The following is a 23,828-nucleotide window of genomic DNA, read 5'->3' on the forward strand; positions in this document are numbered from 1 at the left end:
GTCCTCACACTCCATGAATCAGCGGGGCTAGGCGTCGGGGCCGAACCCGTCGGGTGCCGTCCCGCTGGGGAATCGTCGACTCGGCCGCTGCTGGAGTTGATCAGGCGTTTAGGGGACATCTGATTCATTCGCTCGCTGCGAGACTGTTGAGACGCGGACCAACCCGACCACTCGAGAACAGGCTGGCGTCATGAATAAGAATGGATCAGCGGTGTCAAGGCGTGCATTTGCAGCTTTCTCCGCCTCGGCATTGGCGGCGGTTGCACTGAATCTCGGTAGCTCAGGGATCGCCAACGCGGACTCCCGGGTCGACGCGTTCGTTAATCGACACAACAACAGATTTCCTCTGTACCCGGGACAGCCAACTGGTTCTCCCCTCCATGGCCAATGCACTGCGCTCGCCGAGATCTACCACCGGGAGGTTTGCGGTGGTGTATCGCTCATAGGCGGCAACGGGTGGCAAATGTACGGAAATGCCCCAGGGGCCCTCTATCACAAGGTGGGGGCAGGGGCCGGAGCCCGCAAAGGCGACTTGGCCGTGTGGAACAGCAACCGTAACCACGTCGCCATTGTCTTGGATGACCTGGGCGGGAGCCTGCGGCTCCTGAGTGCAAACAATGCCCATCCTTACACCGGCGGAAACGCGCAGGTAATCACTATGACGAAGGTCAACCTAACGGGGTATCTACGCCCCAGAACGCTCGACGGTTCCGCCCCGATCGGAGAAGGCGATTTCGTTTCCCACGGAGGGCATGTGTATCGAATCGCCGGCGGCGCACCCGTTTATGTCTCCACGTGGGCACACCTAGGGGGCGAGAAACCGGTACGCGCACTGTCCGCCGAAGAGTTTAACGGCCTGCGTGCTCACCCTGCCGACGGCACGCTGATCTCCGGGCAGGCCCCAGGGCACGGCGAGCACGGAACCGTCTACGTCATCGCCGGGGGCGCACCCATCTACGTCGCCAGCTTCGACCACGTCGGCAAGAACAAGCCAGTAATCAATGTCGATCTGGCGGCCATCCACAGAGCTGGAGAGTCCGGCCCTTGGGCTCGTCTTCGCCGATACCCCTTTAACGGAACTTTGGTCTCCGGACAAGCGCCTGGACACGCCGAGCACCGAACCGTCTACGTCATCGCCGGCGGCGCACCCATCTACGTCGCCAGCTTCGACCACGTCGGCAAGAACCAACCAGTCACCAACGTCTCCCTCGCCGCAATCCACAACTCCGGCGGCACCGGCGTCTGGAACCGCTTGCGCAAGTTCCCAGCTAACGGGACCTTGCTTTCCGGACAGGCACCCGGTCACGCGGAGCACGGAACCGTCTACGTCATCGCCGGCGGCGCACCCATCTACGTCACCAGCTTCGACCACGTCGGCAAGAACCAACCAGTCACCAACGTCTCCCTCGCCGCAATCCACAACTCCGGCGGCACCGGCGTCTGGAACCGCTTGCGCAAGTTCCCAGCTAACGGGACCTTGCTTTCCGGACAGGCACCCGGTCACGCGGAGCACGGAACCGTCTACGTCATCGCCGGCGGCGCACCCATCTACGTCACCAGCTTCGACCACGTCGGCAAGAACCAACCAGTCACCAACGTCTCCCTCGCCGCAATCCACAACTCCGGCGGCACCGGCGTCTGGAACCGCTTGCGCAAGTTCCCAGCTAACGGGACCTTGCTTTCCGGACAGGCACCCGGTCACGCGGAGCACGGAACCGTCTACGTCATCGCCGGCGGCGCACCCATCTACGTCACCAGCTTCGACCACGTCGGCAAGAACCAACCAGTCACCAACGTCTCCCTCGCCGCAATCCACAACTCCGGCGGCACCGGCGTCTGGAACCGCCTGCGGAGGCGACCCGCTGACGGCACAGTCGTCTCTGGACAAGCTCCCGGGAAGGCAGGCCACGGAACGGTGTTCGTCATTGCTGGCGGAGCACCCATCTGCGTCTACAACTGGGCGAACATTGGCGGCTCCCGAACCGCCACGAATATCGACCTCGTCGCCACGGAGAACGCGGGCAAGAGTGGCCGCTGGCAATACCTCTCGTACTACCCGGTGGACGGGACAATTCTGCTCGGGTACGGGTCCAGCAAGTACTACCACGTATCCAAGGGCCGTCCGCAAGAACTACCCTCACCGACGCCTTCGGAGAAGGGCAGGGCTGTCGCAGTGGATCAGCAAGCCATCGATCGCGCGGGCCAACCCCTTACACACCTCCTCGGCCCGCAGTCCGCCGGTGGGGGCACCGGCCCCTCCGACGAAACCACTCCCGCCGGCGGAAGCTCGTTCGGTTCGTAGGGATTCGATTCGCAGAAGAACGGCGCCCGAGGTCGGAGCGCCTCGCTCGCCGGCCGGAGATCCGGCAGTACTTCGGCTCCGAGGAATTCATGTCGATCAAACTAAGCCGATTCCAAACAGCAGAACGGATTCGTGAATCTCCTCCACAGCCTTATTCCACGTGGTCGAGCACGTGGAGGTCCAACCTGTCCGACAGGGATTCGATGGCGGCCGCCGCCCGGATACTGTTGCCGTGCTCGTCCAGGCGCGGCGAGTACGCCGCGATGCCGTACTTGCCGGGCGCCACCGCCAACAGGCATCCAGACACCCCGCTCTTGGCGGGCAGTCCCACCTGGTACACCCAGTCGCCCGCCGCGTCGTACATGCCGCAGGTGAACATCACGCTGTTGGCGTAGCGCACCGCCTTGCGCCCGAGGATCCGCTCGTCGCTACCGGGGATCACCCCGCCGTTGGCGAACATGGCCGCCATGTGGGCGAGTTCGCGGACGTCCACGCGGACCGCGCACTGGCGCCCGTATCCCGCCACCACCTCGTGGGGGTCGTCCGCGAGGGAGCCCTCCTCGGCGAGGAGGTGCGCGAGCGCCTGGTTGCGGTGCGCGCTCTTCGCCTCGATGTCGGCGATCTCCTCGTCCACCTCCACCTCTCGCCCGACGAGCCGGGAGAGCAGCGCGCGGATGTGCTCGAAGCGGGAGACCTCGTCGTCGTCGGTGTCCCCCACCAGGGCGTGGGCGGCCAAGGCCCCGGCGTTGACCAGCCCGTTGGGAGCCCGTCCGGTGCCGGCCTCCAGGGAGATCTCGTTGAACGCCTCACCCGAGGGTTCCACCCCGATCCGCTTGGCCACCTCGTCGACGCCCTTCTGGTCCAGGGCCAGGGCGTACACGAACGGCTTCGACGCGGACTGCAGGTCGAAGCGGATGTCGTCGTCCCCCGCCGAGACGACGGTGCCCCCGAGGTCGCACACCGCGATCGCCAGGGCGTCGGGGTTCGGATGTTCGTAGTCGCCCAGGTGCGGGACCAGCTCTCCCGAGGAGTCATCGCGGACCTCGTCGAGAATGCCGTCGAGCAGGTCCGCCGAGATGTGGTCCGTCATGGACGCGACCGTACCGGCGTCGGTGCCGGCGCGCCCCCGGTCGGGCTCAGTGGGCGGAGATCGCGGAACGCTCGCGCAGCAGGTGCTCCGCATCCGAGAGCAGGCCGAGCTCCCCCGCGGCCCGGATCGCCTCGTGCCCCCCGTCCACCGCTCGCACCCCTCGCACGCCGCGGGAGTGCAGCTCCAGCGCGAACAGTTCGGCGTCGAGCCCGTCGTCACTGACCAGGACCACCTCGCGGCCCTTCTCCACGGTGGCGAGCGGGGACGGCGAGCGGGGATCGAGGAGCTCGACGACGGGACGGGCCTCGACGGCGACCGCGCCCGCCAGCACGCCCTGTCGCTCGCGCTGGACCCGCGAGCGGATGTCCACCACGAGCGCCCCCGCCTCCACGGTGGTGCGGTAGTCCGCCACGTCCAGCGTGCGGGCGGCGGGGTCGGTGAGGGTGACGGCGAGAGAGGTCATCTGGCGCTCCTGGTGAGGCGGGTCCCGGTGGGTGCGGTCGAGGGGGTCGCTGCCGGTCGGGGACACCAGTGCTGCGCACGTGCGGACGCCACCGGACCGGCCGAGGGCATTCGACGTGCGTTCATGACCACGATAATAGACAGACCGGTCTATCTACCGCAAGGGCGAGCGCTCCCGGCCGCCCCGCCCCCCCACCCGCTGGCGCGCTGCGGTTAGTTGATGCATCATATAGGTGGAGTAAAGGAGCATCATGACCACCACACCCTCGCGCCAGCCCGCCGTCTTCATCGGACACGGCGTCCCCCTCAACGCGCTGGAGGACAACCAGTGGACCCGACAGTGGGCTGCGCTCGGAGCCGCACTCCCCGAACGCCCCCGGGCCGTGCTCGCCGTCTCGGCCCACTGGTACATCGGCGCCACGGCGGTGACCACGATGGCGCACCCCCGGACGATCCACGACTTCTACGGCTTTCCCCGGGAACTCAACGAGTTCGACTACCCGGCCGCCGGCGCGCCCGAACTCGCGTCCGAGGTGGCCGAGGTGGTCCGTCCCACCTGGGTCGGCGAGGACCGCGACTCGTGGGGACTCGATCACGGCACGTGGTCCGTCCTGGCCCACGTCTTCCCCGACGCCGACGTGCCGGTGGCGCAGTTGTCGGTCGACGCCTCGAAACCCGCCGACTACCACTTCGACCTGGGCACCAGGCTCTCGGCGCTGCGGGACTCGGGAGTCCTGATCCTGGCCAGCGGCAACGTCGTGCACAACCTGGCCGCCGTCGACCCGTCCCTCGGCGACTCGGGCACCGACTGGGCGCACCGGTTCGACGACCACGCCCGGGCGCTGCTCACCGACCGACCCGAGGACGCGGTGTCGCTGCTCGACCACCCCGACGCCGGACTGGCCGTGCCCAGTGCCGACCACTTCCTGCCCCTGCTATACACGGCGGGAATGGCCGCCGGGTCCGGCGAGAAACTCGACGCCTTCAGCGAGGGGTACGCCTGGGGGTCGGTCTCCATGACGAGTTACCGCTCTGCCGCCTGAACCCACCTCACCGCGTGGCTCCGCCGACCCGGCCGCAGCGCGGGGCCCGTGGCGGCCGACACCCGCCGTCAGGTCCCTCTCGCCCGATTCGCGAGTCGTCCCGTCAACGGCAGCAGCACGATCAACGACACCCACATGAACTGGGCCGCCGCGGCGCCGACCGTCAGCGCCACGGGGACCGACGCCAGGAACACCGCCGGGGTGGTGGTCGCCGCGAGCAGCACCAGGCTGTTCTCCCTCGAGGACGTGGGGCGGCGTTCCAGTCCGGCCGCGCGACCTCGTTGGTACACCGCGGCCTGGGCGAGGGCGACCCCGGCGATGTTCACGGCGTAGAGCGCGGTCGGCAGAGCCAGATCCGCCGTGGCCGGGTTGCTGATCGCATCGGTGGTGAACGGCACCAGGATCACCAGGCCCGTGGCCAGGAGGTTGCCGAACACCATCGGGCCGTCGAGACCGGTCAGCCTCTTGATCATCCTGACGTTGACCCGCCACAGCGCACAGATCACCACGAAGCTCAACGCGACCCCGAGCAACTGCTGCCCCACCCCGGATGCCGCCAGGGAACCGAGGTCCCGCCACGCCTGCGGCTCCGGCAGGTCGACGTTCACGATGAGCAGCGTCACGGCGAAGCCGTAGATGGCGTCGAAGAAGGACAGTCCGCGGTCGAACTCGGAGGTGTCCCTGCGGATCACCTCGTCGTCATCGGTCCTCTCCCGACCGCTCCCGCCCATGTCGGACAGCATGCCATCGGCCCGGGGCGTCAGTCAGGCGTTCTTCTCGAACACCAGCCGCAGACCCTCGAGGGCGAGTTCCGGTTCCACGTCGGTGATGGTGCGCGACTCCTCGGACACCACGTCCGCCCGCAGTCCGGTCAGCACCACCGCCGCGTCGGACAGTTGGGCGACGTCCGTCCGCAGGCGGTCGACCAGGGCGTCGATCTGACCGGCGAACCCGATCACGATCCCGGCCTGCAGCGCGGCCACGGTGTTCTTGCCCAGCGCAGTCCGGGGCCGCACCACCTCGATCTTCCGCAACGCCGCCGCGCGCTCGGCCAGCGCGTCCACGGAGATGTCGATCCCGGGTGCGATCGCCCCGCCCAGCAACTCGCCGCGCGCGGAGACGGCGTCGACCGTGGTCGCCGTGTCCACGTCGACGACGATCACCGCGCCCTCGAACAAGGTGTGGGCGGCCAGGGCGTTGACGACCCTGTCGGATCCCACCTCCCGGGGACTGTCCACGAGGAGCGGTACGCCGGTCTTCACGCCGGGAGCCACCACGACCGCGTGGAGCCCGGGCCAGTAGTCGGCGGCCATCCGACGCAACTCGCCGGTCACCGAGGGCACCACCGACATCGCCGAGATACCCGACAGGCGCCCGGCGCAGTCCCCGAGCAGGCCCCGGATGGTCAACGCCAGCTCGTCGGAGGTCACCGCCGGCGACGTCCGCATGCTCCAGGTGCGCTCGAGCGGCCCGCCGTCCGGGGGGAAGACGCCCAGGCGGATGTGGGTGTTGCCGACGTCGACGGTGAGTAACACGGCCCTATCCCGGCACCTAGACGGTGACGGGCTCGGGGACGCGCGGGTTCTTCAGCCCCGACCCCGCGGGGACGTCCGCCGGGTCGGTGCCCTCCGTGAGCATCCGGTTGTGGGGGTCGACGAACACGACGCGCGGCGAGTAGGCGCGCGCCTCGGCGTCCTCCATCACCGCGTAGGCGATGATGATCACCAGATCGCCGGGATGGACCAGGTGCGCGGCCGCGCCGTTGATGCTGATGACCCCCGAACCGCGCTCGCCGGTGATGGCGTAGGTGGTCAGGCGTGCGCCGTTGTCGATGTCGACGATGTCGATCTGCTGCCCCTCGAGCAGGTCCGCGGCGTCCATGAGATCCGCGTCGATGGTGCAGGAGCCCACGTAGTGCAGGTCGGCCTGGGTCACGGTCGCCCGGTGGATCTTGGAGTGGAGCATGGTGCGCTGCATCTAGAGGCCTTCCTTGAGATCTGCGGCCAACTCGGCCTGCTGGGCGGCGACGGTCGCCTCGGCGGCGGCGAGGAATCCCGTGCCGATGGCCACGCCGACGTTGTCGATGAGGCGGGCGGATCCGATCCGGGCCGCCACCAGGAGACGTCCCGGGCCCTCCTCCGGTGGCTCGCCGAGGTCGCCCGCCCGGAGTTCGAGGTAGTCGACGGAGATCTGCGGGCGCTCGGCCAGGACCGCGCGGGCGGCGTCGAGCACCGCCTGCCGACCGCCCTTGGCCGCGAACGTCCCCGCCACGAGCGCCGCGTTGAGGGTGGTGGCCAGCTCCCGCTCGTCCTCCGAGAGGTAGCGGTTGCGGGAGCTCATGGCCAGGCCGTCGGACTCCCGGACGGTGGGGACACCCACCACCCGGACGTCCATGTCCAGATCAGCCACCATCTGACGGATCAGGACGAGCTGCTGGTAGTCCTTCTCGCCGAAGAAGGCCTGGTGAGGGGCGACGATGTTGAACAGCTTGGCCACCACGGTGAGCATCCCGGCGAAGTGGCCGGGGCGGGCGGCACCGTCGAGGATGTCACCCGTCGGCCCGGGCAGCACCGTGGTCCTCGGCCCGTTCGGGTACATCGCCGCGGCGCTCGGGGCCAGGACCAGCTCGACGCCGGCCGCGGCCAGCCTGGCCACGTCCTCGTCCAGGGTCCGGGGGTAGGCGTCGAGGTCCTCCCCGGGTCCGAACTGCAGAGGATTGACGAAGATCGACACCACCACCACGGACCCCGGGGTCCGGCGGGCCGCCTCGACGAGCGCCAGGTGCCCCTCGTGCAGCGCGCCCATCGTGGGGACGAAGGTGATCTGCCTGCCGACCTTGCGCAGTGAGCGGGTGACCGCGTGCAGGGACTCGGGCTCGTGGTGGATGGTCAACTCGCCCCGGTTGTACCCGGTTCCCGGTCGACCGGGGACCGCCGTCCGGACGGGAAGGGTCGACGCGGTCATCGCAGCTGCTCCGTCAGGTCGGGGGCCAGGAGGTCGGTGACGTCGCGGCCGGCCCCACACCGATCCGCGGTCCGCAACGCGAGCGCGCGGTATCCGGCGGCGATTCCGCCGTCGACGTCCTCGAGAGCGTCGAGATGGCGCGAGACGGTCACCGCGTCGCCCCGCATGACCGGACCGGTGAGCGCCGAGTCCCCCGCGGCAAGGACGTTGTCGAGGGCTGCCCGCAGCAGCGGCTCGAGGGTGCGACGGGCGAGCGCCCCGGCGTCCGAGCCGAGCATGCCGTCCGGGTCACCCTGGACCCCACCACCTGGGAGGACCGAGAACGACGCCGCGAGCGCCTCGGCGGCGTCGTTGACCAGCGTGACCAGGTGGTTGGCGCCGTGCGCGAGTGCGGCGTGGTAGAGGGCGCGGTGGGATTCGGCGACGGTGACGGGCAGTCCACCCGTCTCCATCACCAACATCTGTCCGACGACGAGACCCACCTCGTCCGGCGAGGTCAGGGCCCACGAGCAGCCCTCCATGCGCTCGATGTCCGCATCGCCCCCCGTGAAGGTCATCGCGGGGTGGGCCGCCACGACCACCGCGCCGGCGTCCGCGGCGGGGCGGAGCACGTCCGCACCGATCGCGCCGGCCACGTGGACCACGATGTGACCGGGACGGAAGGCGTCGGCGGCGGCGAGGTCCCCGACCACTGCCGGCAGCGCCGTGTCGGGTACCGCGAGGATCAGCAGTTCCCCGGCTCCGGCCACCTCGACCGGATCGGCCAGCCGCGCGTCCGGCAGGCGGCGGGAGGCCAGATCCTGCGAGCGGTCGGACCGCGCGACGACCGCGGAGACCACGTGTCCCCGCCGTTCGAGCGCCGCGCCGATCGCGGTGCCCACGCGTCCCGCGGACACGAGGCCGATCGACAGGCGGGCAGGGGTGGTCCCGGTGACGCCGAACTCGGACATCATGAGGTGCTCCAGTGCTCAATCCGTTCCAGGCCCGTGCGGATGACGGGTCCCAGACTTCTCGGGGGCGAGACTAGTCGCCCCCGGGGATCGGGGCACGTCCGAGTGGCGCACCTCACACGGACGGCCCGGAGCGGATCGAGAACCCGCCTCAGTCCGACTCAGTCCGCCTCAGTCCGACGAGCGGCGGTGGCGGCGCCCACGCCCGGGGGCGTCGTCGCCGAAGCGGGCCATGAGCTCGGCCACGGAGAGCCCGCCCCCCTCGCCGTGTCGGCTGTGCGGCCCCGACTCTGCGGACGGCGGTTCGGTCCTCGGCGACCGCGGGGTCGGCGTGTCGGATTCCGTGGGCCGCTGCGTCGGCGTGTCGGACCCGGACGACGTCTCCGCCGTCGTCGTGGCTTCCGACCTCGGACGCGCGACCGGCCGGACGGCCGGGCCGCGGGGCGGCCCGTCCTGGGCGCCTGCGGGGCGCGCCGTCTCCGCCTCGACCGGCGAGAGCTTCTCGGTGCGCTCGGTGCTCGGGGTGACGTCACGACCGACGCCGGTAACGGTCGGTTCCGGGGCCCGACGGCGGGGTTCGACCCGCTCGGACGGCACCGACGGCAGGGACACCCCGGCGCCCAGCTCCCCGGCGGCGGTGTCGCCACCCACAGCGGGACGCTCGTCGTTCAGCGTGACACCCAACTGCCCGAGCTGGTCGCGCAACGCGGCGATCTCGTGGCGGAGTGCGCGGATCGAATCGGTGGTCTCCGCTCGCACGGAGTCGCGGAGATCCTTCTCCACCACGAGCTCGTGTTCGCGACGCGCCGAGATCTCACGCTCGAGCTGAAGTTCGTACACCGTGTGCAGGTCGCGGACCCGGGCGGCCTCGGCCGCGGCCTGTCGCCTGTAGCGGGCCACGAGGAAGGCCCCGATGAACGCCGCCCAGAGTGCCGCGAGGGTGCCGATCCGCATCCACACCGGATCGTCCGAGAAGACCATCACGACGGTCGCGACGAGCGCGAGCACCAGGAGGGCGCCGAGAGCGATGCCCGCCAGGCCGCGGTCGTCACCACGAGCGGGGCGGACGGATCGGGGTTTGTCGATCGCGCCGTCGGAACTCATGCCCGGGATGATACGCGGAGAACCACTAGTCACACGGGTAACTTGCGCGTGTTCGTCGAGATGCCCGGCGCTCGCGGTCCCGCCGGGCCGGTCAGGTCGGGCCGGTCAGGTCGACTGGGCCAGTCCCCCGAGGTCGTCGTCGGAGGGAGGGGTCTCGCAGGCCGCCTCGAGGAACAGTCCCGCGCCCACGAGCACCGCCCCCGACACCAGCACCGCCACGGACACCGGCAGCTCGTCACCGGCCGCGGCCAGCTCGCCCAGCCTGGGCAGGAAGTACAGGACCAGCCCGGTTCCCAGGCCACCGGCCGCTGCTCCCAGGACCGCCGACGCCTGCCCGAGGGCTGCGCACCGCGCGATCGTCACCGGGTGCATCTGGCTGCGGTCCTGGCCCACGCCGCCGTCGGAGATCGCGGATCGGACGCGGAGCGCCAGCAGGAAGTCGATCACCGCCACCACCGGCAGCGTGACCCAGCCCCACCCGAGCGGAGGCAGTGACCCGAGAAACGAACCCGTGAGGAAGTAGGCGGCCACGCCGGCCACGAGCGCGACCAGGGCGAGGGTGGACACCGCGATACGGGACATGTCAGCGGACCCACCCTTCGGGGGCCAGCCGGTCGCGCGTGCGCCGGATCGCGCACACTTCCGCGGGATCGAGGGCATCGAGGTGGGCCGAGAGGGGCGTGCCGTCCAACCGGGCACGCGGTTCGATCTCCGACCAGGGGACCAGGACGAACGCGCGCTCGGCCGCCCGGGGGTGGGGCAGGGTCAGACGGTCGTCCCGGGACCTCACCGTCACACCGTCCACCTCGGCGGACACCACGTCCACGTCGAGGGACCGCGGCCCCCACCGGACCCGGCGGGTGCGGCCCGCGGCCCGCTCCTGCGCGAGTCCCCAGTCGAGCACGTCGCGGGGGGAACCCGGGTGTTCGACGACGAGAACCGCGTTGAGGAAGTCGTCCTGCTCCACCCCGCCCCACGGAGGGGTGGCGTAGACCGACGACACGTCGCGGAGGGTGCCCGCTCCGGCGGCGGCGGCCACCACACCACGGAGGAACTCGAGTGAGTCACCGTGGTTTCCGCCGATCGACAGGACGGCCCGGCAGGTCACCGGTCCGCACCCGGTTCGTCCTCGTGCCCACGCGATCGTCTGGCCACCACCGCGACGTCCGCGAACTCGGCGGGGATGGGCGCCTGGGGCTTGTGCACGGTCACCTCGACCGCGTGCGCGTGGGGGGCCAGGTCCATGACCCCGTCGGCGATCTGCGAGGCCACCGTCTCGATCAGGTCGCGGGGGACCCCGGACACCACGTCCCGGGCGAACAGCGCCAACGCACCGTAGTCGACGGTGTCGGCCAGATCGTCGGACGCCGCGGCCACGGAGAAGTCGGTCCACAGGACAAGGTCGACGAGGAAGTCCTGACCGTCGTGCCGCTCGTGCTCGAAGACCCCGTGGTGGCCGCGCACCCGCAGGCCCCTGAGTTCGATCCGGTCCGCCATCAGTCCTCCCCCGGTGTTCCGGCCGCCCATGCGGCGGCCACCCGGACGGCGTCGACGCTCGGCGGCACGTCGTGGACGCGCACGGCCCACGCCCCGGCCGCCGCGGCCAGTGCGGTGACGGCCGCCGTCGCGGGGTCCCGGCCGGCCACGCCGCGGGGTACACCCGCGGAATCCGCGAGGAGCGCACCGAGGAAGCGCTTGCGCGACGCGGCGACCAACACCGGGAACCCCAGTTCGGTGAGGGCGTCGAGCCGGTGGAGCAGCGCCCAGTTGTCGGCGGCGTTCTTGGCGAACCCCAGCCCGGGGTCCAGCACGATCGAGCCCGCGTCGACCCCGGCGGACACCGCCGCATCGGCTCGGCGCGAGAGGTGGTCACGGACCGAGGTCACCACGTCCCCGCCGTAGTCGGCGCGGCCTCCGGCGCCCGCCCGGTACTGGTCGGGCGACACCCAGTGCATGAGCACCACGGGGCAGCCGTGTCGGGCGACGACCGGCAGCATCCCGGAATCGGCTAGGCCACCGGAGACGTCGTTGATCAGCGCCGCGCCGGACTCGAGGGCCTCGGCGGCGACCGAGGCGCGCATGGTGTCGACCGAGACCGTGACCCCGTCCTCCACGAGTGCGCGGACGAGGGGGATCACGCGGTCCGCCTCGTCGGTCCGGTCGACCCGGATCGCCCCCGGTCTCGTGGACTCCCCGCCGACGTCGAGGAGGTCGGCCCCCTCCGAGACCAGTCGCCGGGCGTGGGCGAGGGCAGCCTCCGGGGCGAGGTGACGCCCCCCGTCGGAGAACGAGTCCTCCGTGACGTTGACGATGCCCATCACCGCACAGCGGCCCGGGCGCGACAGCACGGCGGGGCGCGTCGGAGCGGCCGGGTGGTTCACGTACCCCGCAGGAGGCCGAGTGCCTCCGCCCTGGTGGAGGCATTGGACCGCATGCTGCCCCGGACCGCGGAGGTGGTGGTGACGGAGCCCGGCTTGCGGATCCCGCGCATGCTCATGCACAGGTGTTCGCACTCGATCACCACGAGGACCCCGGTGGGCTGGAGCTTGTCCACCAGGGCGTCGGCGACCTGGCTGGTCAGGCGTTCCTGCACCTGCGGCCGCTTGGCGTAGAGGTCGACGAGCCGGGCGAGCTTGCTCAGCCCGGTCACCGCACCCGAGCGCCCCGGGATGTAGCCGATGTGTGCCACCCCGTGGAACGGCACCAGGTGGTGCTCGCAGGTGGAATAGATGGGGATGTCCCGCACCAGGACCAGTTCCCGGTGGTCCTCGTTGAAGGTCTTGGACAACACGTCCGCAGGGTCGGTGTAGAGCCCCGCGAACACCTCCCGGTACGCCCGTGCGACGCGCGCAGGGGTGTCCTGGAGGCCCTCGCGCTCCGGGTCCTCACCCACGGCGATCAGCAGTTCCCGGACCGCCGCCTCGGCGCGCTCGGCATCGAACACCCGGCCGGCGGACACCGACCGGGCGTTTGCCGCGGGGATGTGGTCAGGGGTCGTCATCAATCCTCTTCTCGCACGAAACCGACCGGTGGTCAGTCGTCACGTTCCCACGGGGCCCGCCACCCGGGTTCCTTGTCCTCACGACGGCGGGACCCGCTCCGGCGCCCGTCACCGTCCACCGCCGACCACGCCCGGGTCGACCGACCGGACGGCGACTCGTCCCGGTCTCCGGTGTGCTCGGGATCGACGTCCGGTTGCTCCGGCTCGGCGGGCGCGGCCGGGAGTCGGGTGGTCTCGGCTCCGCTCGGACCATACGTCGCGCTCCGGGGCCGGTCTTCGTCGGGTGCCGCGCCGCCGCCCGGCCGCGTGACCGGTGCCCGGCCCGCACCCGTCGGCGCGCTCTGCGACGCACCAGAGGACGCACCCGGGGACGCTCCCGGCGGCGGCCAGCCGGGGGCCGACCACCCGGGCGGCGGTGGCGTGCCGTAAGCCGGGATCCCGGGTGACCCGGTCGGTGAGGCTCCCGCAGGGACCGACTCCCGGCCGCGTCCGGTCTGGTCCACCGGACCCCGGCCCGAGTCCTGACCGGTGTCCCCGTCCTGGCCGGCGTCCCCGTTGTCACGGCTCGCCGGCAGGACGGGCATCGCGAAGGGGTCACTCACCGGGGGCGGCCACGGCTCACCGCGCTCCTTCGCCAGCTCACCCGGCGTCTTGACGGGCGGCCGGGTCGAGGGGACGCGACCGGAGAAGTCGTCGAACTCCGTGATTCTCGGACGCTTGACCACATCCGCGAACAGTCGCTCGAGGTCGTCCTGGCGTAGCGTCTCCTTCTCCAGCAACTCCGCCGCGATCGCGTCGAGCACGTCCCTGTTGGACTCGAGGACCCGCCACGCCTCGGAGTGCGCGGCGTCGATGATCCTGCGGACCTCGTCGTCGATGGCCTTGGCCACCTCCGGGGAGTACTCGGACCCCGCGCCGCCGCCGCGTCCGAGGAACGGGTCCCCGCCCTCGCCGCCGTACTTGACCGCGCCCAGCTTGGAACTCATCCCGTACTCGGCGACCATCGTGCGGGCGATCCTGGTGGCCTGTTCGATGTCCGAGCTGGCGCCGGAGGTCGGTTCGCCGAAGACGTACTCCTCGGCCGCACGGCCGCCCATGGCCATGACGATGCGGGCGATCATGTCCGCACGTGTCATGAGGGACTTGTCGTCCTCCGGGACGACCAGGGCGTGACCGCCGGTCCGGCCGCGCGCGAGGATCGTGACCTTGTGGACCGGCTCCAGATCCTCCATCGCCCACGCGGCCAGGGCGTGACCTGACTCGTGGTAGGCGGTGACCTTCTTCTCGTGCTCGCTGATCACGCGGTGCTTGCGACGGGGACCGCCCACCACCCGGTCGGTGGCCTCCTCGAGGATGTCGGTCGAGATCTCGTCCCGACCCATCCGCGCCGCCAGCAGCGCGCCCTCGTTGAGCACGTTGGCCAGGTCGGCCCCGGACATGCCGATCGTGCGGCGGGCCAAGGACTTCATGTCCACGTCGGCGGCCAAGGGTTTGCCCACCGAGTGGACGGCGAGGATCGACTCGCGCCCGCGCAGATCCGGGTTGGTCACCGGCACCTGCCGGTCGAACCGTCCGGGGCGCAGCAGGGCCGGATCGAGCACGTCGGGCCGGTTGGTCGCCGCGATCATGATGACCGTCTCGCGGTCACTGAACCCGTCCATCTCGACGAGGAGCTGGTTGAGGGTCTGCTCGCGCTCGTCGTGGCCGCCACCCGTCCCGGAGCCGCGGTGCCGGCCGACCGCGTCGATCTCGTCGACGAACACGATGCAGGGCGCGTTCTGCTTGGCCTTCTCGAACAGGTCGCGGACGCGCGAGGCGCCGACGCCCACGAACATCTCGACGAAATCCGACCCGGAGATCGAGAAGAACGGAACGCCGGCCTCCCCGGCCACCGCTCGCGCGAGCAGGGTCTTGCCCGTCCCGGGCGGCCCGTAGAGCAGGACACCGCGGGGGATCTTGGCGCCCAGTCGTTCGTAGCGTGCCGGGTTCTGGAGGAAGTCCTTGATCTCGTTGAGCTCCTCCACCGCCTCGTCCTCACCCGCGACGTCGGCGAAGGTGGTCTGGGGCATGTCCTTGGTGAACTCGACAGCCCGCGACTTGCCGACGCCGAACAGGCCGCCCTTGCCCCCCTGCATCCGGGACATGAAGTAGAACAGCAGCCCGAAGAGGATGAGCATGGGCAGCAGGAACGACAGCATCTGGGTGAGGAAGCCCTGCTGCGTCACCGTGGTGTTGAAGTTCTCGGGTTCGGCGGCGGCGATCCGGTCGAAGATCTGTTCCGCCGCCCCCTCCGGATACTTGGCGAGCACCTGATCGGTCTCGTCCGCACCCTCCTCCGGGGTGATCGGCGACTCGAGGGTGAGCCGGAGCTGCTGCTCCCGGTCCTCGATCGTCGCCTCCCGGATATTGCCCGCGTCGATCTGGGCGAGTGCCACCGAGGTGTCGACCTCGGTGTAGCCCCGCTCGTCGTTCGCGAAGAACGAGAACCCGACGATCGCCAGGATGATGACGCCCGCGATCGCCACGTTGCGGAAGACGGTGTTGCTCTTGCGTTCCATTCGGTCCTCGGATGCGAAGGACAGCCCTACCGGTCGGCGGGCCTGGTGGTGCGCGACGTCCCGCCCGATGTCTCGTGCGCGACGTCGTTTCTGTCGCACCAGGCTACCTGCGAAGCCCGACACCCGACCGGGCTGATCGCCGTGGGCGGACAGGGCCGAGGTGTCGTACCCGCCCCGTACCATCGGGACCGTGACCACCCCCACACCGCCCGCGTGCCGGACCGCAGAGGACGTGCGTTCCGGCGCCGGCACCGCGACAGAGGCGCTCAACTCGGCCCTGGGCCGGATCACCCGTCTCGACCCGGCCCTCCGTGCCTTCACCACTCTGCTCGACGAAGAGGGCAGATCAGCCGCGGCCGCCGTGGACGCATCGGATGAGACCGGACGGTCGGGTCTGCCCCTGGCGGGGGTCCCCCTGGCCATCAAGAGCACGGTGTCCCTCGACAACCCCGTGATCACCCCGCTTCTCGCGGCCGGCGCGATACCGGTGGGCATCACCGCCGCACCCCAGCTGTGCACGTGGGGGATGACGGATTCGGAGGAACACGGCGTCACCCGCAATCCTGGCGACGAGTCCCTGTCCGCGGGCGGGTCGTCGGGGGGATCGGCCGCGGCGGTCGCCTCCGGCATGGTCCCGCTGGCGGTGGGTGACGACGGGATGGGGTCACTGCGGATCCCCGCCGCCGCCTGCGGCATCGTCACCATCAAGCCCGGCCCGGGGGTCGTCCCCACCCGGCTCGCCGGCGACAACTGGGGCCGGTTGGCCGAGTCGGGGCCCCTGGCCCGGACGGTCGAGGACACGGCGCTGGCCCTGTCGGTGATGGCCGGGCGACCCGAGTTGGCCTCCGTCAGACCCGTGCCCGGTGAAGCGCGGGTGGGCCTGTCCACCACGAGTCCGATCCGGCTCGGGCGGGATCTCGTCCGGATCCGGGAGCCGTGGAGCCGAGCGGCCCGGGAGGCCGCAGAGGTGCTCCGGGACCGCGATCTCGTCGTCGTCGAGTCCTCCCTGCCGTCCCCCCGCGACCCGATGCTCTACCTGGCGCGATGGACCTCCGCGGTCGCCCGCGCCGCGGAGGACGAGAACCTCCCGCTCTCCGCGATGGAGCGCCGCACCCGGCACCACGCACTACTCGGTCGTACCGTGTTCCGCCGCGGTGGGGCGGGCGACGGGGACACCAGGTGGAACCGGGCCACCGAGGCGCTGCGGACTGAGGTCGAGCGCGCCATGGACACCGCCGGCGTGGACGTGTGGCTCACCCCGGCACTGGCCGACCTCCCGCCCGAGGCGACCGACTGGCACCAGCGGTCCTGGGGACGTTCCCTGTGGGCGTCGATGAGGTTCTCGCCGTTCACCCCGCTGGCCAATGTGCTGGGCTGGCCCGCGATGACCGTCCCGTGCGGTCGCACCGCGACCCCGGCCGGCCGGGACCTGCCGACGTCGGTGCAGCTCGTCGGTCGGCCGGGTTCCGAGTCGACACTGCTCTCGCTGGCCGCTGCGATCGAGAGTGCTGGCGCGATCGACGTGGCCGGGGCCTGAGGCGGACCCGGGGGGGCGTGAGTCGGGCCGATCGGCGCCGAGGGGGGGATTGCGTCAGTCCTCCGGCAGCTCGGCGAAGCGCTTCTTGACGTCGTTGTACCACCCGAGGGCCTGACGGGGCCGCATCCACCGCCCCTTCATCTCCTTCCGCGCGGGCCCGTGTGCCTCGTCCCCCGCCTTGACGACTTCCTTCAGATGGGCGTCCTGGGCGTTGATCACGTCGTCCGCGGTCTCACCGGAATGGGCGAGGTCGCAGGGGCCGCCGAGGTCTCTGCAGGTCATGGTCTTCATGGGTCGTTCCTCCCGTGTCCGGGTAGCGCGGTGTGCGCTCCTCACCATGATGACGAGCGGCGAGCCGGAGATGTGACCTATCCCAGGCCGGAGAGGTGACCCCTCCTCGGAAGAGGTCAACGCGCGTCGCCGTCCCGCCGTCGGCTGATCGTCTCCAGGGCCTCCGGTTGCGCGCGGAAGTCGATGCGCGTGACCCGTCCGCCCGAGACGCGGAAGTCGAACGCCACCCGGGCGACTCCGCGGTCGAACCACGCCGCTCCGGGTCGGCCGTGGACGAAGACCGGCAACGCGGAGGCCGCGGCGCCGTTGAAGAACTCCGCCACCGCGTCGCGCCCGTCGATCCGCGCGGGGGTCCCCAAGCCCACGGCGACCGGGTCTCCGGCCACCACCACGTCCGGGGCGAGGAGTTCGAGCAGTCGCGAGAACTCCCCGTCGCGGGCGGCGGCGAGGAAGGCGTCGACCACGTTCCAGTCCGCCGTTCCCCGACCATCCGGCGGCGCCGCCACCTTGGACCGCGCCCTGGAGGCGTGTTTGCGGGCGGCGGCCGGGGTGCTGTCCAGGATCCCGGCGATGGTGGCGAAGTCGACGGCGAACGAGTCATGCAGGACCAACGCCACCCGCTCGGCGGGGGACAGCCGGTCGAGCACCATGTGCAGCGCCGACCCCACCGACTCGGCCAGGGCCACCTCTTCGGCCGGGTCGGGACCGGAACCCGGACGATCGGGCGCATCCCCGGGCATCGGCACCGGCACCGCCGCCTTGAGACGGTCCAGGCACACCCTGGTGACGACGGTCGTGAGCCAGCCCGGCAGGTTGTCGACGGAGGCGGGGTCGGTCCGCGCCAGCCGCAGCCACGCCTGCTGGACCGCGTCCTCGGCCTCGGCCGGATCACCGAGGACGCGTGCGGCGATGCGGGTGAGCCTGGGCCGCTCGCGCTCGAACTCTCCGGTCAGATCCATCACTGCCTCATCCCCGCTGCGCGCCGCCGGGAGTGGCGCGGCTGAAGTCCATTGCGTCACGGTAAAGGTAGCGGCAGACGTACACCCCGTCGACGACCACCGACACCCGCCGATATGGGTACCGGCACGCCCTCGCTGATCCGCACCTCCGTCGACGTAATCCCCGACGGGATCGAGCCCGGTCTCGCACTCAGCTCGGGCGATTGAGGGTCACACACCCCACACCAGACTCTCGGTTCCCACGGTCCACAACGGGGCCGCGGTGCGTTGCCCGATGCCCCCTCCGCACTCTCCGGACAGGCATTGACTGGCTCCGATAAGAGGAGCATCATCATCCGCGAGGGGCCAAGGTGATACAAGTCACACCATGCCGACTCATCTCGGAGTAGAAGACTCCGGCGGCCAGCGTCTCTCACCGTCGGAAAGGACAGCATCATGGGAAGCCTCGGAGTATTTGCAGAGGGTTCAAGCCAGTTCGCCATCGATTCGGGGTCGACACTCGTCGACTTCGCCACCGGACTGCCGTCTCTCGTTCTCTTGCTGATGGATGTGATCGGCTTCGAGACCTCGCTCGACCTGACCGCGAGCGTCGGTGGTGGCATCTGAGAAGTGCAGCTCCAGCCGGGCCCTGCACCCGGCACGCGGGGAAGCCGCTGACTGCGAGGTCAGCGGCTTCCCCGCGTGCCGGGTGGGTGAGCAACCCGAGCCGGCGGGAGCCTACGAGGTCGCCTGGACCTTGTACTTGTCCGCGATACGCCGCTTGACCAACTTCCCGGTGGGGGTCCGGGGGAGTTCGTCGACGAAGTCCACCGCGCGCGGGATCTTGAAGTCCGATACGTGTCCGCGGAGCGATCCGAGTATCTCGTCAGCCAGGCCCGGGTCGCCGGCGCGGTCGGGTGCCGGCACCACCACGGCGTGGACCCTCTCCCCCATCTCCTCGTCGGGGATCCCGATCACGGCGACGTCGTCGACCGCCGGGTGCAATGCGAGTGCGTTCTCGATCTCCTGCGGGTAGATGTTCACGCCTCCGGAGATGATGGTGAACGCCTTGCGGTCGGTGAGGTAGAGGAAGCGATCTTCATCCAGGTACCCCACGTCGCCGAAGGTGGACCAGTTGGGGTGCTCGGGGTGGAAGACGGACGCGGTCTTGTCCGGGTCGCCGTGGTAGGCGAAGGTGCCCTCGTCCTGCTGCCAGTAGATGGTGCCGATCTCGCCGATGGGGAGCTCGCGGCCCTCCTCGTCGCAGATGTGCGCGATGCCCTTGAGCCCGTCGCGACCCACCGACCCCGGACGCTCGAGTGCCTCCTGCGAGTTGATGAACGTGATCCCCATGCCCTCGGTGGCCGAGTAGTACTCGTGGATCACCGGGCCCCACCACTCGATCATCCTGCGCTTGACCTCAGGCGGGCACGGCGCGGCGGCGTGGATGGCGTGGGTCATGCTGGACAGGTCGTAGCGCTGCCGCGTCTCCTCGGGCAGCTTGAGCATGCGCACGAACATCGTCGGCACCCACTGCGAGTGGGTCACGCGGTACTCCTGGATGAGCCGCAGGGACTCCTCGGCGTCGAAGCGGTCCATGAGAATCACGGTCCCGCCGACCGAGTTGACCACGCCGCAGAACCGCAGCGGGGCCGCGTGGTAGAGCGGGGCGGGGCACAGGTACACGCTGTCGGCGTCGAACGCGTAGAGAAAGCTGAACACCGGGGTGTAGACGTCGGGCACCTCGTCGATCTGCCCCTCCGGCGGGTCCACGCGCACGCCCTTGGGCCGTCCGGTGGTGCCGGAGGAGTAGAGGAAGTCGTGGCCCCGGGGCTGGTCGGCGGGCGGATCGGTGGGCTTGTCGGCCAGCAGCTCGCGATAGCCCGCGAACCCGTCGAGCGTTCCGCCGAACACGACCCGATGTTCGACGCCGGGGTGCGCGTCCGGGGACAGGTCCACGTGGTCGGCCACCGGCGCGGAGACGACGAGGGCGCGGGCTCCGCAGTCGCCGATGATGTAGGAGGACTCGTCTGCCGTCAGATGATGGTTGATGGCCGCGATGTAGAGCCCGGTCCGAAGCGCGGCCCAGTAGATCTCGACCATCTCGAGCGTGTTGTCCGAGACCACGGCGATGGTGTCACCGGGGCGCAACCCCCAGTCGTCGGTGAGCACGTGCGCGAACTGGGCCGACCTGGCCTCGAGCTCGGCGTAGGTGATCTGCTCGCCCGTCGCGGGGCGGATCACGGCGGGCTTGTCGGGCGTGGTGGCGGCGAAGGTTCCCGGGAACATGTCGCCAGGCTAACCGTCTCGCGTGACCTGGATCACGAAACTGCCAGACACGTGTCCAACAACGGCGGTCAGGAGTACATGCGCGGGTGCAGCCGGCCGATGTACGGCAGGTCGCGGTAGCGCTCGGCGAAGTCCAGGCCGTAGCCCACAACGAACTCGTTGGGGATGTCGAACCCGATCTCCAGAATGTCGAGGTCGGCCTTGACCGCGTCGGGCTTGCGCAGCAGGGTGACGATCTCCAGCGACCGCGGGTTGCGGGTCCGGAGGTTGCGCATCAGCCACGACAGGGTCAGACCCGAGTCGATGATGTCCTCGACGATGATCACGTCGCGGTCCGCGATGTCGCGGTCGAGGTCCTTGAGGATCCGCACCACACCCGAGGAGCTGGTGGAGGAGCCGTAGGAGCTGACCGCCATGAACTCCAGCTCGGAGGGGATGGTCAGCGCGCGGGCGAAGTCGGAGACGAAGATCGCCGCGCCCTTGAGCACGGCGACCAGCACGACCTCCTGCTCGGAATCCCGGTAGCGCTCCCCGATCTTCGCGCCCATCTCGGCGATCCGGTCGCGGATCGCATCGGTGTCGATGAGCACCGACTCGATCTCGTCGGCGTACTTGTCCGTGCTCATCTACGTCCCCGCTCCGCTCGCCCGGTCGATCTCCAGGACCAGCTTTCCATGCCGCCGCCGAGCGACCAACCTGCCCCGGCCCGCCATCACACCCGAGACACCCGGGCCCGCGCCCGCACTCGTGTCACGGCCCGCGCCTGTTCCCGGGCCCGTGCCCCCCACAGCGACTCCCCCCTGTCCGTGCCAGTCGGTGACGAGGGCGGCCACCGCCGACAGGTGCGCGTACGTGGGCGACGGGCAGCCGTGGGCCAGCAGCCATCGCCGCAGGACCCGGGTGAGTACGGCGGTCGGCAACGGCTCGAGGACGGAGATGTCCAGTCCGCCGTCTCCGGAGACGGGCACGGCGGCGGCGAGACGGTCCAGCTCGTCGTCGTCGGTCCGGAGCAGCTCCGCGGTCCGCGCCAACCCCTCCGCCACCCCGCCCCCGAACACGTCCTCGAGGAGGGGCAGCACCTCGCGGCGCACGCGCACCCGGGTGAACGCCGGGTCGGTGTTGTGCGGGTCGTCCCACCAGTCCAGGCCCAACCCATGGCAGGCGGCGCGGGTGTCGGTCGCGCGCACACCGAGCAGCGGGCGGCCCCACGGCGCGTCCCAGGCGGCCATCGCGCGCAGGGACCGGGCGCCGGAACCCCGGCCGAGACCCAGCAGGACCGTCTCGGCCTGGTCGTCGAGAGTGTGGGCGAGCAGCACCGGGCGCCCCTCCCGCGCGGCGTCGAGCGCGGCGTACCGCGCGGTGCGCGCGGCGGCCTCGGGGCCGGAGCCGTCCGGGTCGACGACGACGACGAGCTCCCGCGACCGCGCCCCCAGTCGGCCCGCCGCCCGGCACGCCTCCCGCGCGACCTCGTCGGAGCCGGCTTGCAGGCCGTGGTCCACCACCAGCGCGGTCACCTCGGCGAACTCGGTCACCGCGGCGGCCGTGAGCGCGAGCGAGTCCGCTCCCCCGGACAGCGCCACGCACACCTCGTCGCCCACCTCCGGGTGGGCGCGTCGGAACGCCCGCACGGCCGAGCGAACGGTCCACGCCGCGCCGGTCCACTCCCCGTCAGTGGGCCTGGCCTGGGCAGGCCGGGGTCGGGCGCGCTGGGCGTCGTCGGGCTGGGCTGCGGCGGGCTGCGTGTGGGCGGGCTGGGCGTCGGCCCGGTCCGGTCCGTCAGCGGCAGCCACAGCTGCGCAACTCCGCGGCGATCCGGTCGAGGACCGGGCGGGCCAAGGCGGCGTCGGTGCCGGAGGCGAGGAGCGCGAAGCTCATCGTCCGGCCGTCGGCGCTGGTGACGGTGCCGGCGAGCGCGCTGGTCTCCCTCAGGGTCCCGGTCTTGGCCCGCACCCACCCCGCACCCGCCGCCGACGGGCCGTCGAAGCGGTCGACGAGGGTTCCCGACCCGGCTGCGATGGGCAGGGCGTCGAGCAGATCCCGCATTTCCCGGGTGGCGTCGGGGGCGGCGGCGGTGCGCAGGACGTCGGTGAGGGCGGCCGCCGAGATCCGGTTGCCGGCGCTCATGCCCGAACAGTCGTCGAGGCGGACCCCGGACATGTCGAGCCCCCGCTCGGCGAGGGTGTCCACCACGGCCGCGGTCCCGGCCGAGAACCCGGCCGCCTGGTCTGGATTCCGGGAGAGCGCGACCTCGCGGCAGACCGTCTCCGCCAGCACGTTGTCCGAGTGGACGAGCATCGAGCGCACCCGCTCGGTGAGCGGAGCGGACGACACGCGCCCGAACTCCTCCGTCGTCTCCACCGGCTCCTCCGAGACGCTGACCTCGGCGGGGTCGACGCCCAGCTCACGGGCCAGGGCCCGGCCGGCCTCCAGCGTGGGCTCGGAGGTGCGGGGCGAGTACTCGTCCGCCGGATCCAGGCGACCCGCGTCGAGCATCCACGCCTGGACCGGGGCGATGTTGCCCCCCGCGATGTCGACCGGGGACCAGCCCGGCCCGAGGCGCGGGCCGGTGTACGGGCCAGGGGCCACCACGATGCGCGCGGGGGTCTGACCGGCGGTGCGGACGACTCCCGCGGCCTGCGCGATGGTGGCGGCACCGGGGAACAGCGGGCCGGGTTCGGCGGATCCGGACATGGTGGGGTCGCCGCCCGGGATCACGACGAGGGTGTCCGGCCGGGTGCCGCGCGCCAGAACGGTGTCGACACGGGCGTCGGCGGGCAGACGAGTGAGCGCGGCGACGGCCGTGAGCAGCTTGACCGTCGAGGCCGGGACGCGGGCGTCGCGGGGGCGTCGCTCCCACAGGACCTGCCCGGTGGCATCGTCCACCACGCTCGCGGTCAGGTCCCCGACCGCCGGCTCCGAGGCAAGCGGCCCCAGGATCTGCTCGAGGGCTCCCGGGTCGGGGGTCGGCGAGTCATCCCCGGCCGCCAGCAGACCCGGGGACGGCGGGGGCCCGGCGGAGGCGGACCCGCCGCGGCCGACGCCCAGCTCCCGCTCGACGTCAGTGAGGAGCGCCGCCGCCACGAGGCCCGCCACCAGCAGCGTGACGGTGACCAGGACTACTCCGATCCGCCATACCGGGCCCCGCCCGCGCCACACGCCCCGCTCGGTCACCGACCCCCGCCCTCCCGCACTCTCGATCCCTCGCCCCCGACCAGGCAGCGGCCATCAATCACCCACGCTAGCGGGCGACCTGACGGCGACCGCCCCCGGTGCCGGACCTGCCTACTAGAATCGTTGCG

At 71.1% G+C, this 23,828-nt stretch carries 24 protein-coding genes; 4 read left to right on the forward strand and 20 right to left on the reverse strand.

What is annotated here, in order from left to right; translation table 11 throughout:
- Positions 1–538 precede the first annotated feature (538 nt).
- The gene (locus CEY15_RS07635) at positions 539–2,302 is read left to right on the forward strand and encodes a hypothetical protein (protein WP_141244223.1); all 1,764 of its coding nucleotides are present in this window, start codon (positions 539–541) and stop codon (positions 2,300–2,302) included.
- Positions 2,303–2,453: 151 nt separating this feature from the next.
- On the opposite strand, the gene glsA is transcribed toward CEY15_RS07635, so the two are convergent.
- Entirely contained in the window at positions 2,454–3,392 is a 939-nt protein-coding gene (gene glsA / locus CEY15_RS07640; protein ID WP_095717934.1) for a glutaminase A, read from the reverse strand.
- A gap of 46 nt (positions 3,393–3,438) precedes the next feature.
- Positions 3,439–3,855 carry a rhodanese-like domain-containing protein gene (locus tag CEY15_RS07645; RefSeq protein WP_245847380.1) on the reverse strand — a complete coding sequence of 139 codons (417 nt, stop codon included), beginning with the start codon at positions 3,853–3,855 and terminating at the stop codon, positions 3,439–3,441.
- Between the two features lie 250 nt (positions 3,856–4,105).
- Between CEY15_RS07645 and ygiD the strand changes: the two genes are divergently transcribed.
- Positions 4,106–4,897 carry a 4,5-DOPA dioxygenase extradiol gene (ygiD, locus tag CEY15_RS07650; RefSeq protein WP_095717936.1) on the forward strand — a complete coding sequence of 264 codons (792 nt, stop codon included), beginning with the start codon at positions 4,106–4,108 and terminating at the stop codon, positions 4,895–4,897.
- Positions 4,898–4,965: 68 nt separating this feature from the next.
- Here the strand turns inward: ygiD and CEY15_RS07655 are convergent, their stop codons facing one another.
- From CEY15_RS07655 to ftsH, 12 genes are all read right to left on the reverse strand, one after another.
- Positions 4,966–5,628: a TMEM175 family protein gene (locus CEY15_RS07655; protein ID WP_245847383.1), complete on the reverse strand. Its 663-nt coding sequence runs from the start codon at positions 5,626–5,628 to the stop codon at positions 4,966–4,968.
- Between the two features lie 33 nt (positions 5,629–5,661).
- Positions 5,662–6,432, reverse strand: coding sequence for a type III pantothenate kinase (locus tag CEY15_RS07660; protein ID WP_095717938.1), 771 nt, complete (start codon positions 6,430–6,432; stop codon positions 5,662–5,664).
- Between the two features lie 16 nt (positions 6,433–6,448).
- The gene (panD, locus tag CEY15_RS07665; protein ID WP_095717939.1) at positions 6,449–6,874 is read right to left on the reverse strand and encodes an aspartate 1-decarboxylase; all 426 of its coding nucleotides are present in this window, start codon (positions 6,872–6,874) and stop codon (positions 6,449–6,451) included.
- Positions 6,875–7,861: a pantoate--beta-alanine ligase gene (gene panC / locus CEY15_RS07670; protein WP_095717940.1), complete on the reverse strand. Its 987-nt coding sequence runs from the start codon at positions 7,859–7,861 to the stop codon at positions 6,875–6,877. It lies immediately after the preceding gene.
- Positions 7,858–8,811, reverse strand: a complete 954-nt coding sequence (locus tag CEY15_RS07675; RefSeq protein WP_095718034.1) for a Rossmann-like and DUF2520 domain-containing protein — start codon at positions 8,809–8,811, stop codon at positions 7,858–7,860. The genes panC and CEY15_RS07675 overlap by 4 nt, the downstream gene beginning before the upstream one ends.
- A gap of 171 nt (positions 8,812–8,982) precedes the next feature.
- On the reverse strand, positions 8,983–9,915 hold the full coding sequence (locus CEY15_RS07680) for a DUF6779 domain-containing protein (RefSeq protein WP_095717941.1): 933 nt from the start codon (positions 9,913–9,915) through the stop codon (positions 8,983–8,985).
- A gap of 105 nt (positions 9,916–10,020) precedes the next feature.
- Positions 10,021–10,497 carry a DUF3180 domain-containing protein gene (locus CEY15_RS07685; RefSeq protein WP_095717942.1) on the reverse strand — a complete coding sequence of 159 codons (477 nt, stop codon included), beginning with the start codon at positions 10,495–10,497 and terminating at the stop codon, positions 10,021–10,023.
- A gap of 1 nt (position 10,498) precedes the next feature.
- A complete protein-coding gene (folK, locus tag CEY15_RS07690; RefSeq protein ID WP_095717943.1) occupies positions 10,499–11,023 on the reverse strand; it encodes a 2-amino-4-hydroxy-6-hydroxymethyldihydropteridine diphosphokinase in 525 nt (174 codons plus the stop codon).
- A complete protein-coding gene (gene folB, locus CEY15_RS07695; RefSeq protein WP_095718035.1) occupies positions 11,020–11,412 on the reverse strand; it encodes a dihydroneopterin aldolase in 393 nt (130 codons plus the stop codon). The genes folK and folB overlap by 4 nt, the downstream gene beginning before the upstream one ends.
- Positions 11,412–12,233 carry a dihydropteroate synthase gene (folP, locus tag CEY15_RS07700; protein ID WP_095718036.1) on the reverse strand — a complete coding sequence of 274 codons (822 nt, stop codon included), beginning with the start codon at positions 12,231–12,233 and terminating at the stop codon, positions 11,412–11,414. The genes folB and folP overlap by 1 nt, the downstream gene beginning before the upstream one ends.
- Before the next feature lie 59 nt (positions 12,234–12,292).
- Complete coding sequence (folE, locus tag CEY15_RS07705; protein WP_017835949.1) at positions 12,293–12,916, reverse strand: GTP cyclohydrolase I FolE; 624 nt, start codon at positions 12,914–12,916, stop codon at positions 12,293–12,295.
- 32 nt (positions 12,917–12,948) lie between these two features.
- Positions 12,949–15,474, reverse strand: a complete 2,526-nt coding sequence (gene ftsH / locus CEY15_RS07710) for an ATP-dependent zinc metalloprotease FtsH (RefSeq protein ID WP_095717944.1) — start codon at positions 15,472–15,474, stop codon at positions 12,949–12,951.
- Between the two features lie 190 nt (positions 15,475–15,664).
- On the opposite strand from ftsH, the gene CEY15_RS07715 reads away from it, so the two are divergent.
- Positions 15,665–17,011 carry an amidase gene (locus tag CEY15_RS07715; RefSeq protein WP_245847385.1) on the forward strand — a complete coding sequence of 449 codons (1,347 nt, stop codon included), beginning with the start codon at positions 15,665–15,667 and terminating at the stop codon, positions 17,009–17,011.
- A 54-nt stretch (positions 17,012–17,065) separates the two neighbouring features.
- On the opposite strand, the gene CEY15_RS07720 is transcribed toward CEY15_RS07715, so the two are convergent.
- Both CEY15_RS07720 and CEY15_RS07725 read right to left on the reverse strand, forming a co-directional pair.
- Positions 17,066–17,302: a DUF1059 domain-containing protein gene (locus CEY15_RS07720; RefSeq protein ID WP_095717945.1), complete on the reverse strand. Its 237-nt coding sequence runs from the start codon at positions 17,300–17,302 to the stop codon at positions 17,066–17,068.
- A gap of 116 nt (positions 17,303–17,418) precedes the next feature.
- Positions 17,419–18,261 (reverse strand): sigma factor, encoded by an 843-nt coding sequence (locus CEY15_RS07725; protein WP_095717946.1) that lies wholly within the window; start codon positions 18,259–18,261, stop codon positions 17,419–17,421.
- A gap of 435 nt (positions 18,262–18,696) precedes the next feature.
- Here CEY15_RS07725 and CEY15_RS18455 point away from each other — a divergent pair, with 435 nt between their 5' ends.
- A complete protein-coding gene (locus CEY15_RS18455; RefSeq protein ID WP_176475046.1) occupies positions 18,697–18,867 on the forward strand; it encodes a hypothetical protein in 171 nt (56 codons plus the stop codon).
- Between the two features lie 111 nt (positions 18,868–18,978).
- Here CEY15_RS18455 and CEY15_RS07730 read toward each other — a convergent pair whose 3' ends face one another.
- The 4 genes from CEY15_RS07730 to dacB form a co-directional block, all read right to left on the reverse strand.
- Positions 18,979–20,529, reverse strand: a complete 1,551-nt coding sequence (locus CEY15_RS07730) for an acyl-CoA synthetase (protein WP_095717947.1) — start codon at positions 20,527–20,529, stop codon at positions 18,979–18,981.
- A gap of 68 nt (positions 20,530–20,597) precedes the next feature.
- Positions 20,598–21,155, reverse strand: a complete 558-nt coding sequence (gene hpt, locus CEY15_RS07735) for a hypoxanthine phosphoribosyltransferase (RefSeq protein WP_017835929.1) — start codon at positions 21,153–21,155, stop codon at positions 20,598–20,600.
- The gene (tilS, locus tag CEY15_RS07740; RefSeq protein ID WP_245847411.1) at positions 21,156–22,157 is read right to left on the reverse strand and encodes a tRNA lysidine(34) synthetase TilS; all 1,002 of its coding nucleotides are present in this window, start codon (positions 22,155–22,157) and stop codon (positions 21,156–21,158) included. It lies immediately after the preceding gene.
- Positions 22,158–22,305: 148 nt separating this feature from the next.
- Entirely contained in the window at positions 22,306–23,700 is a 1,395-nt protein-coding gene (gene dacB / locus CEY15_RS07745) for a D-alanyl-D-alanine carboxypeptidase/D-alanyl-D-alanine endopeptidase (RefSeq protein ID WP_095717949.1), read from the reverse strand.
- Positions 23,701–23,828: the final 128 nt, after the last annotated feature.

Origin of the sequence: Dietzia natronolimnaea (assembly GCF_002289575.1) — a bacterium.
GTDB classification, from domain to species: domain Bacteria; phylum Actinomycetota; class Actinomycetes; order Mycobacteriales; family Mycobacteriaceae; genus Dietzia; species Dietzia natronolimnaea_A.

Bases quoted from the DNA above. Each gene is read 5' to 3' on its own strand.
- CEY15_RS18455 (WP_176475046.1), top strand. From the start codon at position 18,697: ATGGGAAGCCTCGGAGTATTTGCAGAGGGTTCAAGCCAGTTCGCCATC.
- panD (WP_095717939.1), bottom strand. From the start codon at position 6,874: ATGCAGCGCACCATGCTCCACTCCAAGATCCACCGGGCGACCGTGACC.
- hpt (WP_017835929.1), bottom strand. From the start codon at position 21,155: ATGAGCACGGACAAGTACGCCGACGAGATCGAGTCGGTGCTCATCGAC.
- folB (WP_095718035.1), bottom strand. From the start codon at position 11,412: ATGGCGGACCGGATCGAACTCAGGGGCCTGCGGGTGCGCGGCCACCAC.
- CEY15_RS07680 (WP_095717941.1), bottom strand. From the start codon at position 9,915: ATGAGTTCCGACGGCGCGATCGACAAACCCCGATCCGTCCGCCCCGCT.
- folP (WP_095718036.1), bottom strand. From the start codon at position 12,233: ATGGGCATCGTCAACGTCACGGAGGACTCGTTCTCCGACGGGGGGCGT.
- CEY15_RS07655 (WP_245847383.1), bottom strand. From the start codon at position 5,628: ATGGGCGGGAGCGGTCGGGAGAGGACCGATGACGACGAGGTGATCCGC.
- CEY15_RS07730 (WP_095717947.1), bottom strand. From the start codon at position 20,529: ATGTTCCCGGGAACCTTCGCCGCCACCACGCCCGACAAGCCCGCCGTG.
- CEY15_RS07685 (WP_095717942.1), bottom strand. From the start codon at position 10,497: ATGTCCCGTATCGCGGTGTCCACCCTCGCCCTGGTCGCGCTCGTGGCC.
- panC (WP_095717940.1), bottom strand. From the start codon at position 7,861: ATGACCGCGTCGACCCTTCCCGTCCGGACGGCGGTCCCCGGTCGACCG.
- CEY15_RS07725 (WP_095717946.1), bottom strand. From the start codon at position 18,261: ATGGATCTGACCGGAGAGTTCGAGCGCGAGCGGCCCAGGCTCACCCGC.
- ygiD (WP_095717936.1), top strand. From the start codon at position 4,106: ATGACCACCACACCCTCGCGCCAGCCCGCCGTCTTCATCGGACACGGC.
- CEY15_RS07720 (WP_095717945.1), bottom strand. From the start codon at position 17,302: ATGAAGACCATGACCTGCAGAGACCTCGGCGGCCCCTGCGACCTCGCC.
- folE (WP_017835949.1), bottom strand. From the start codon at position 12,916: ATGACGACCCCTGACCACATCCCCGCGGCAAACGCCCGGTCGGTGTCC.
- CEY15_RS07675 (WP_095718034.1), bottom strand. From the start codon at position 8,811: ATGTCCGAGTTCGGCGTCACCGGGACCACCCCTGCCCGCCTGTCGATC.
- glsA (WP_095717934.1), bottom strand. From the start codon at position 3,392: ATGACGGACCACATCTCGGCGGACCTGCTCGACGGCATTCTCGACGAG.
- ftsH (WP_095717944.1), bottom strand. From the start codon at position 15,474: ATGGAACGCAAGAGCAACACCGTCTTCCGCAACGTGGCGATCGCGGGC.
- CEY15_RS07645 (WP_245847380.1), bottom strand. From the start codon at position 3,855: ATGACCTCTCTCGCCGTCACCCTCACCGACCCCGCCGCCCGCACGCTG.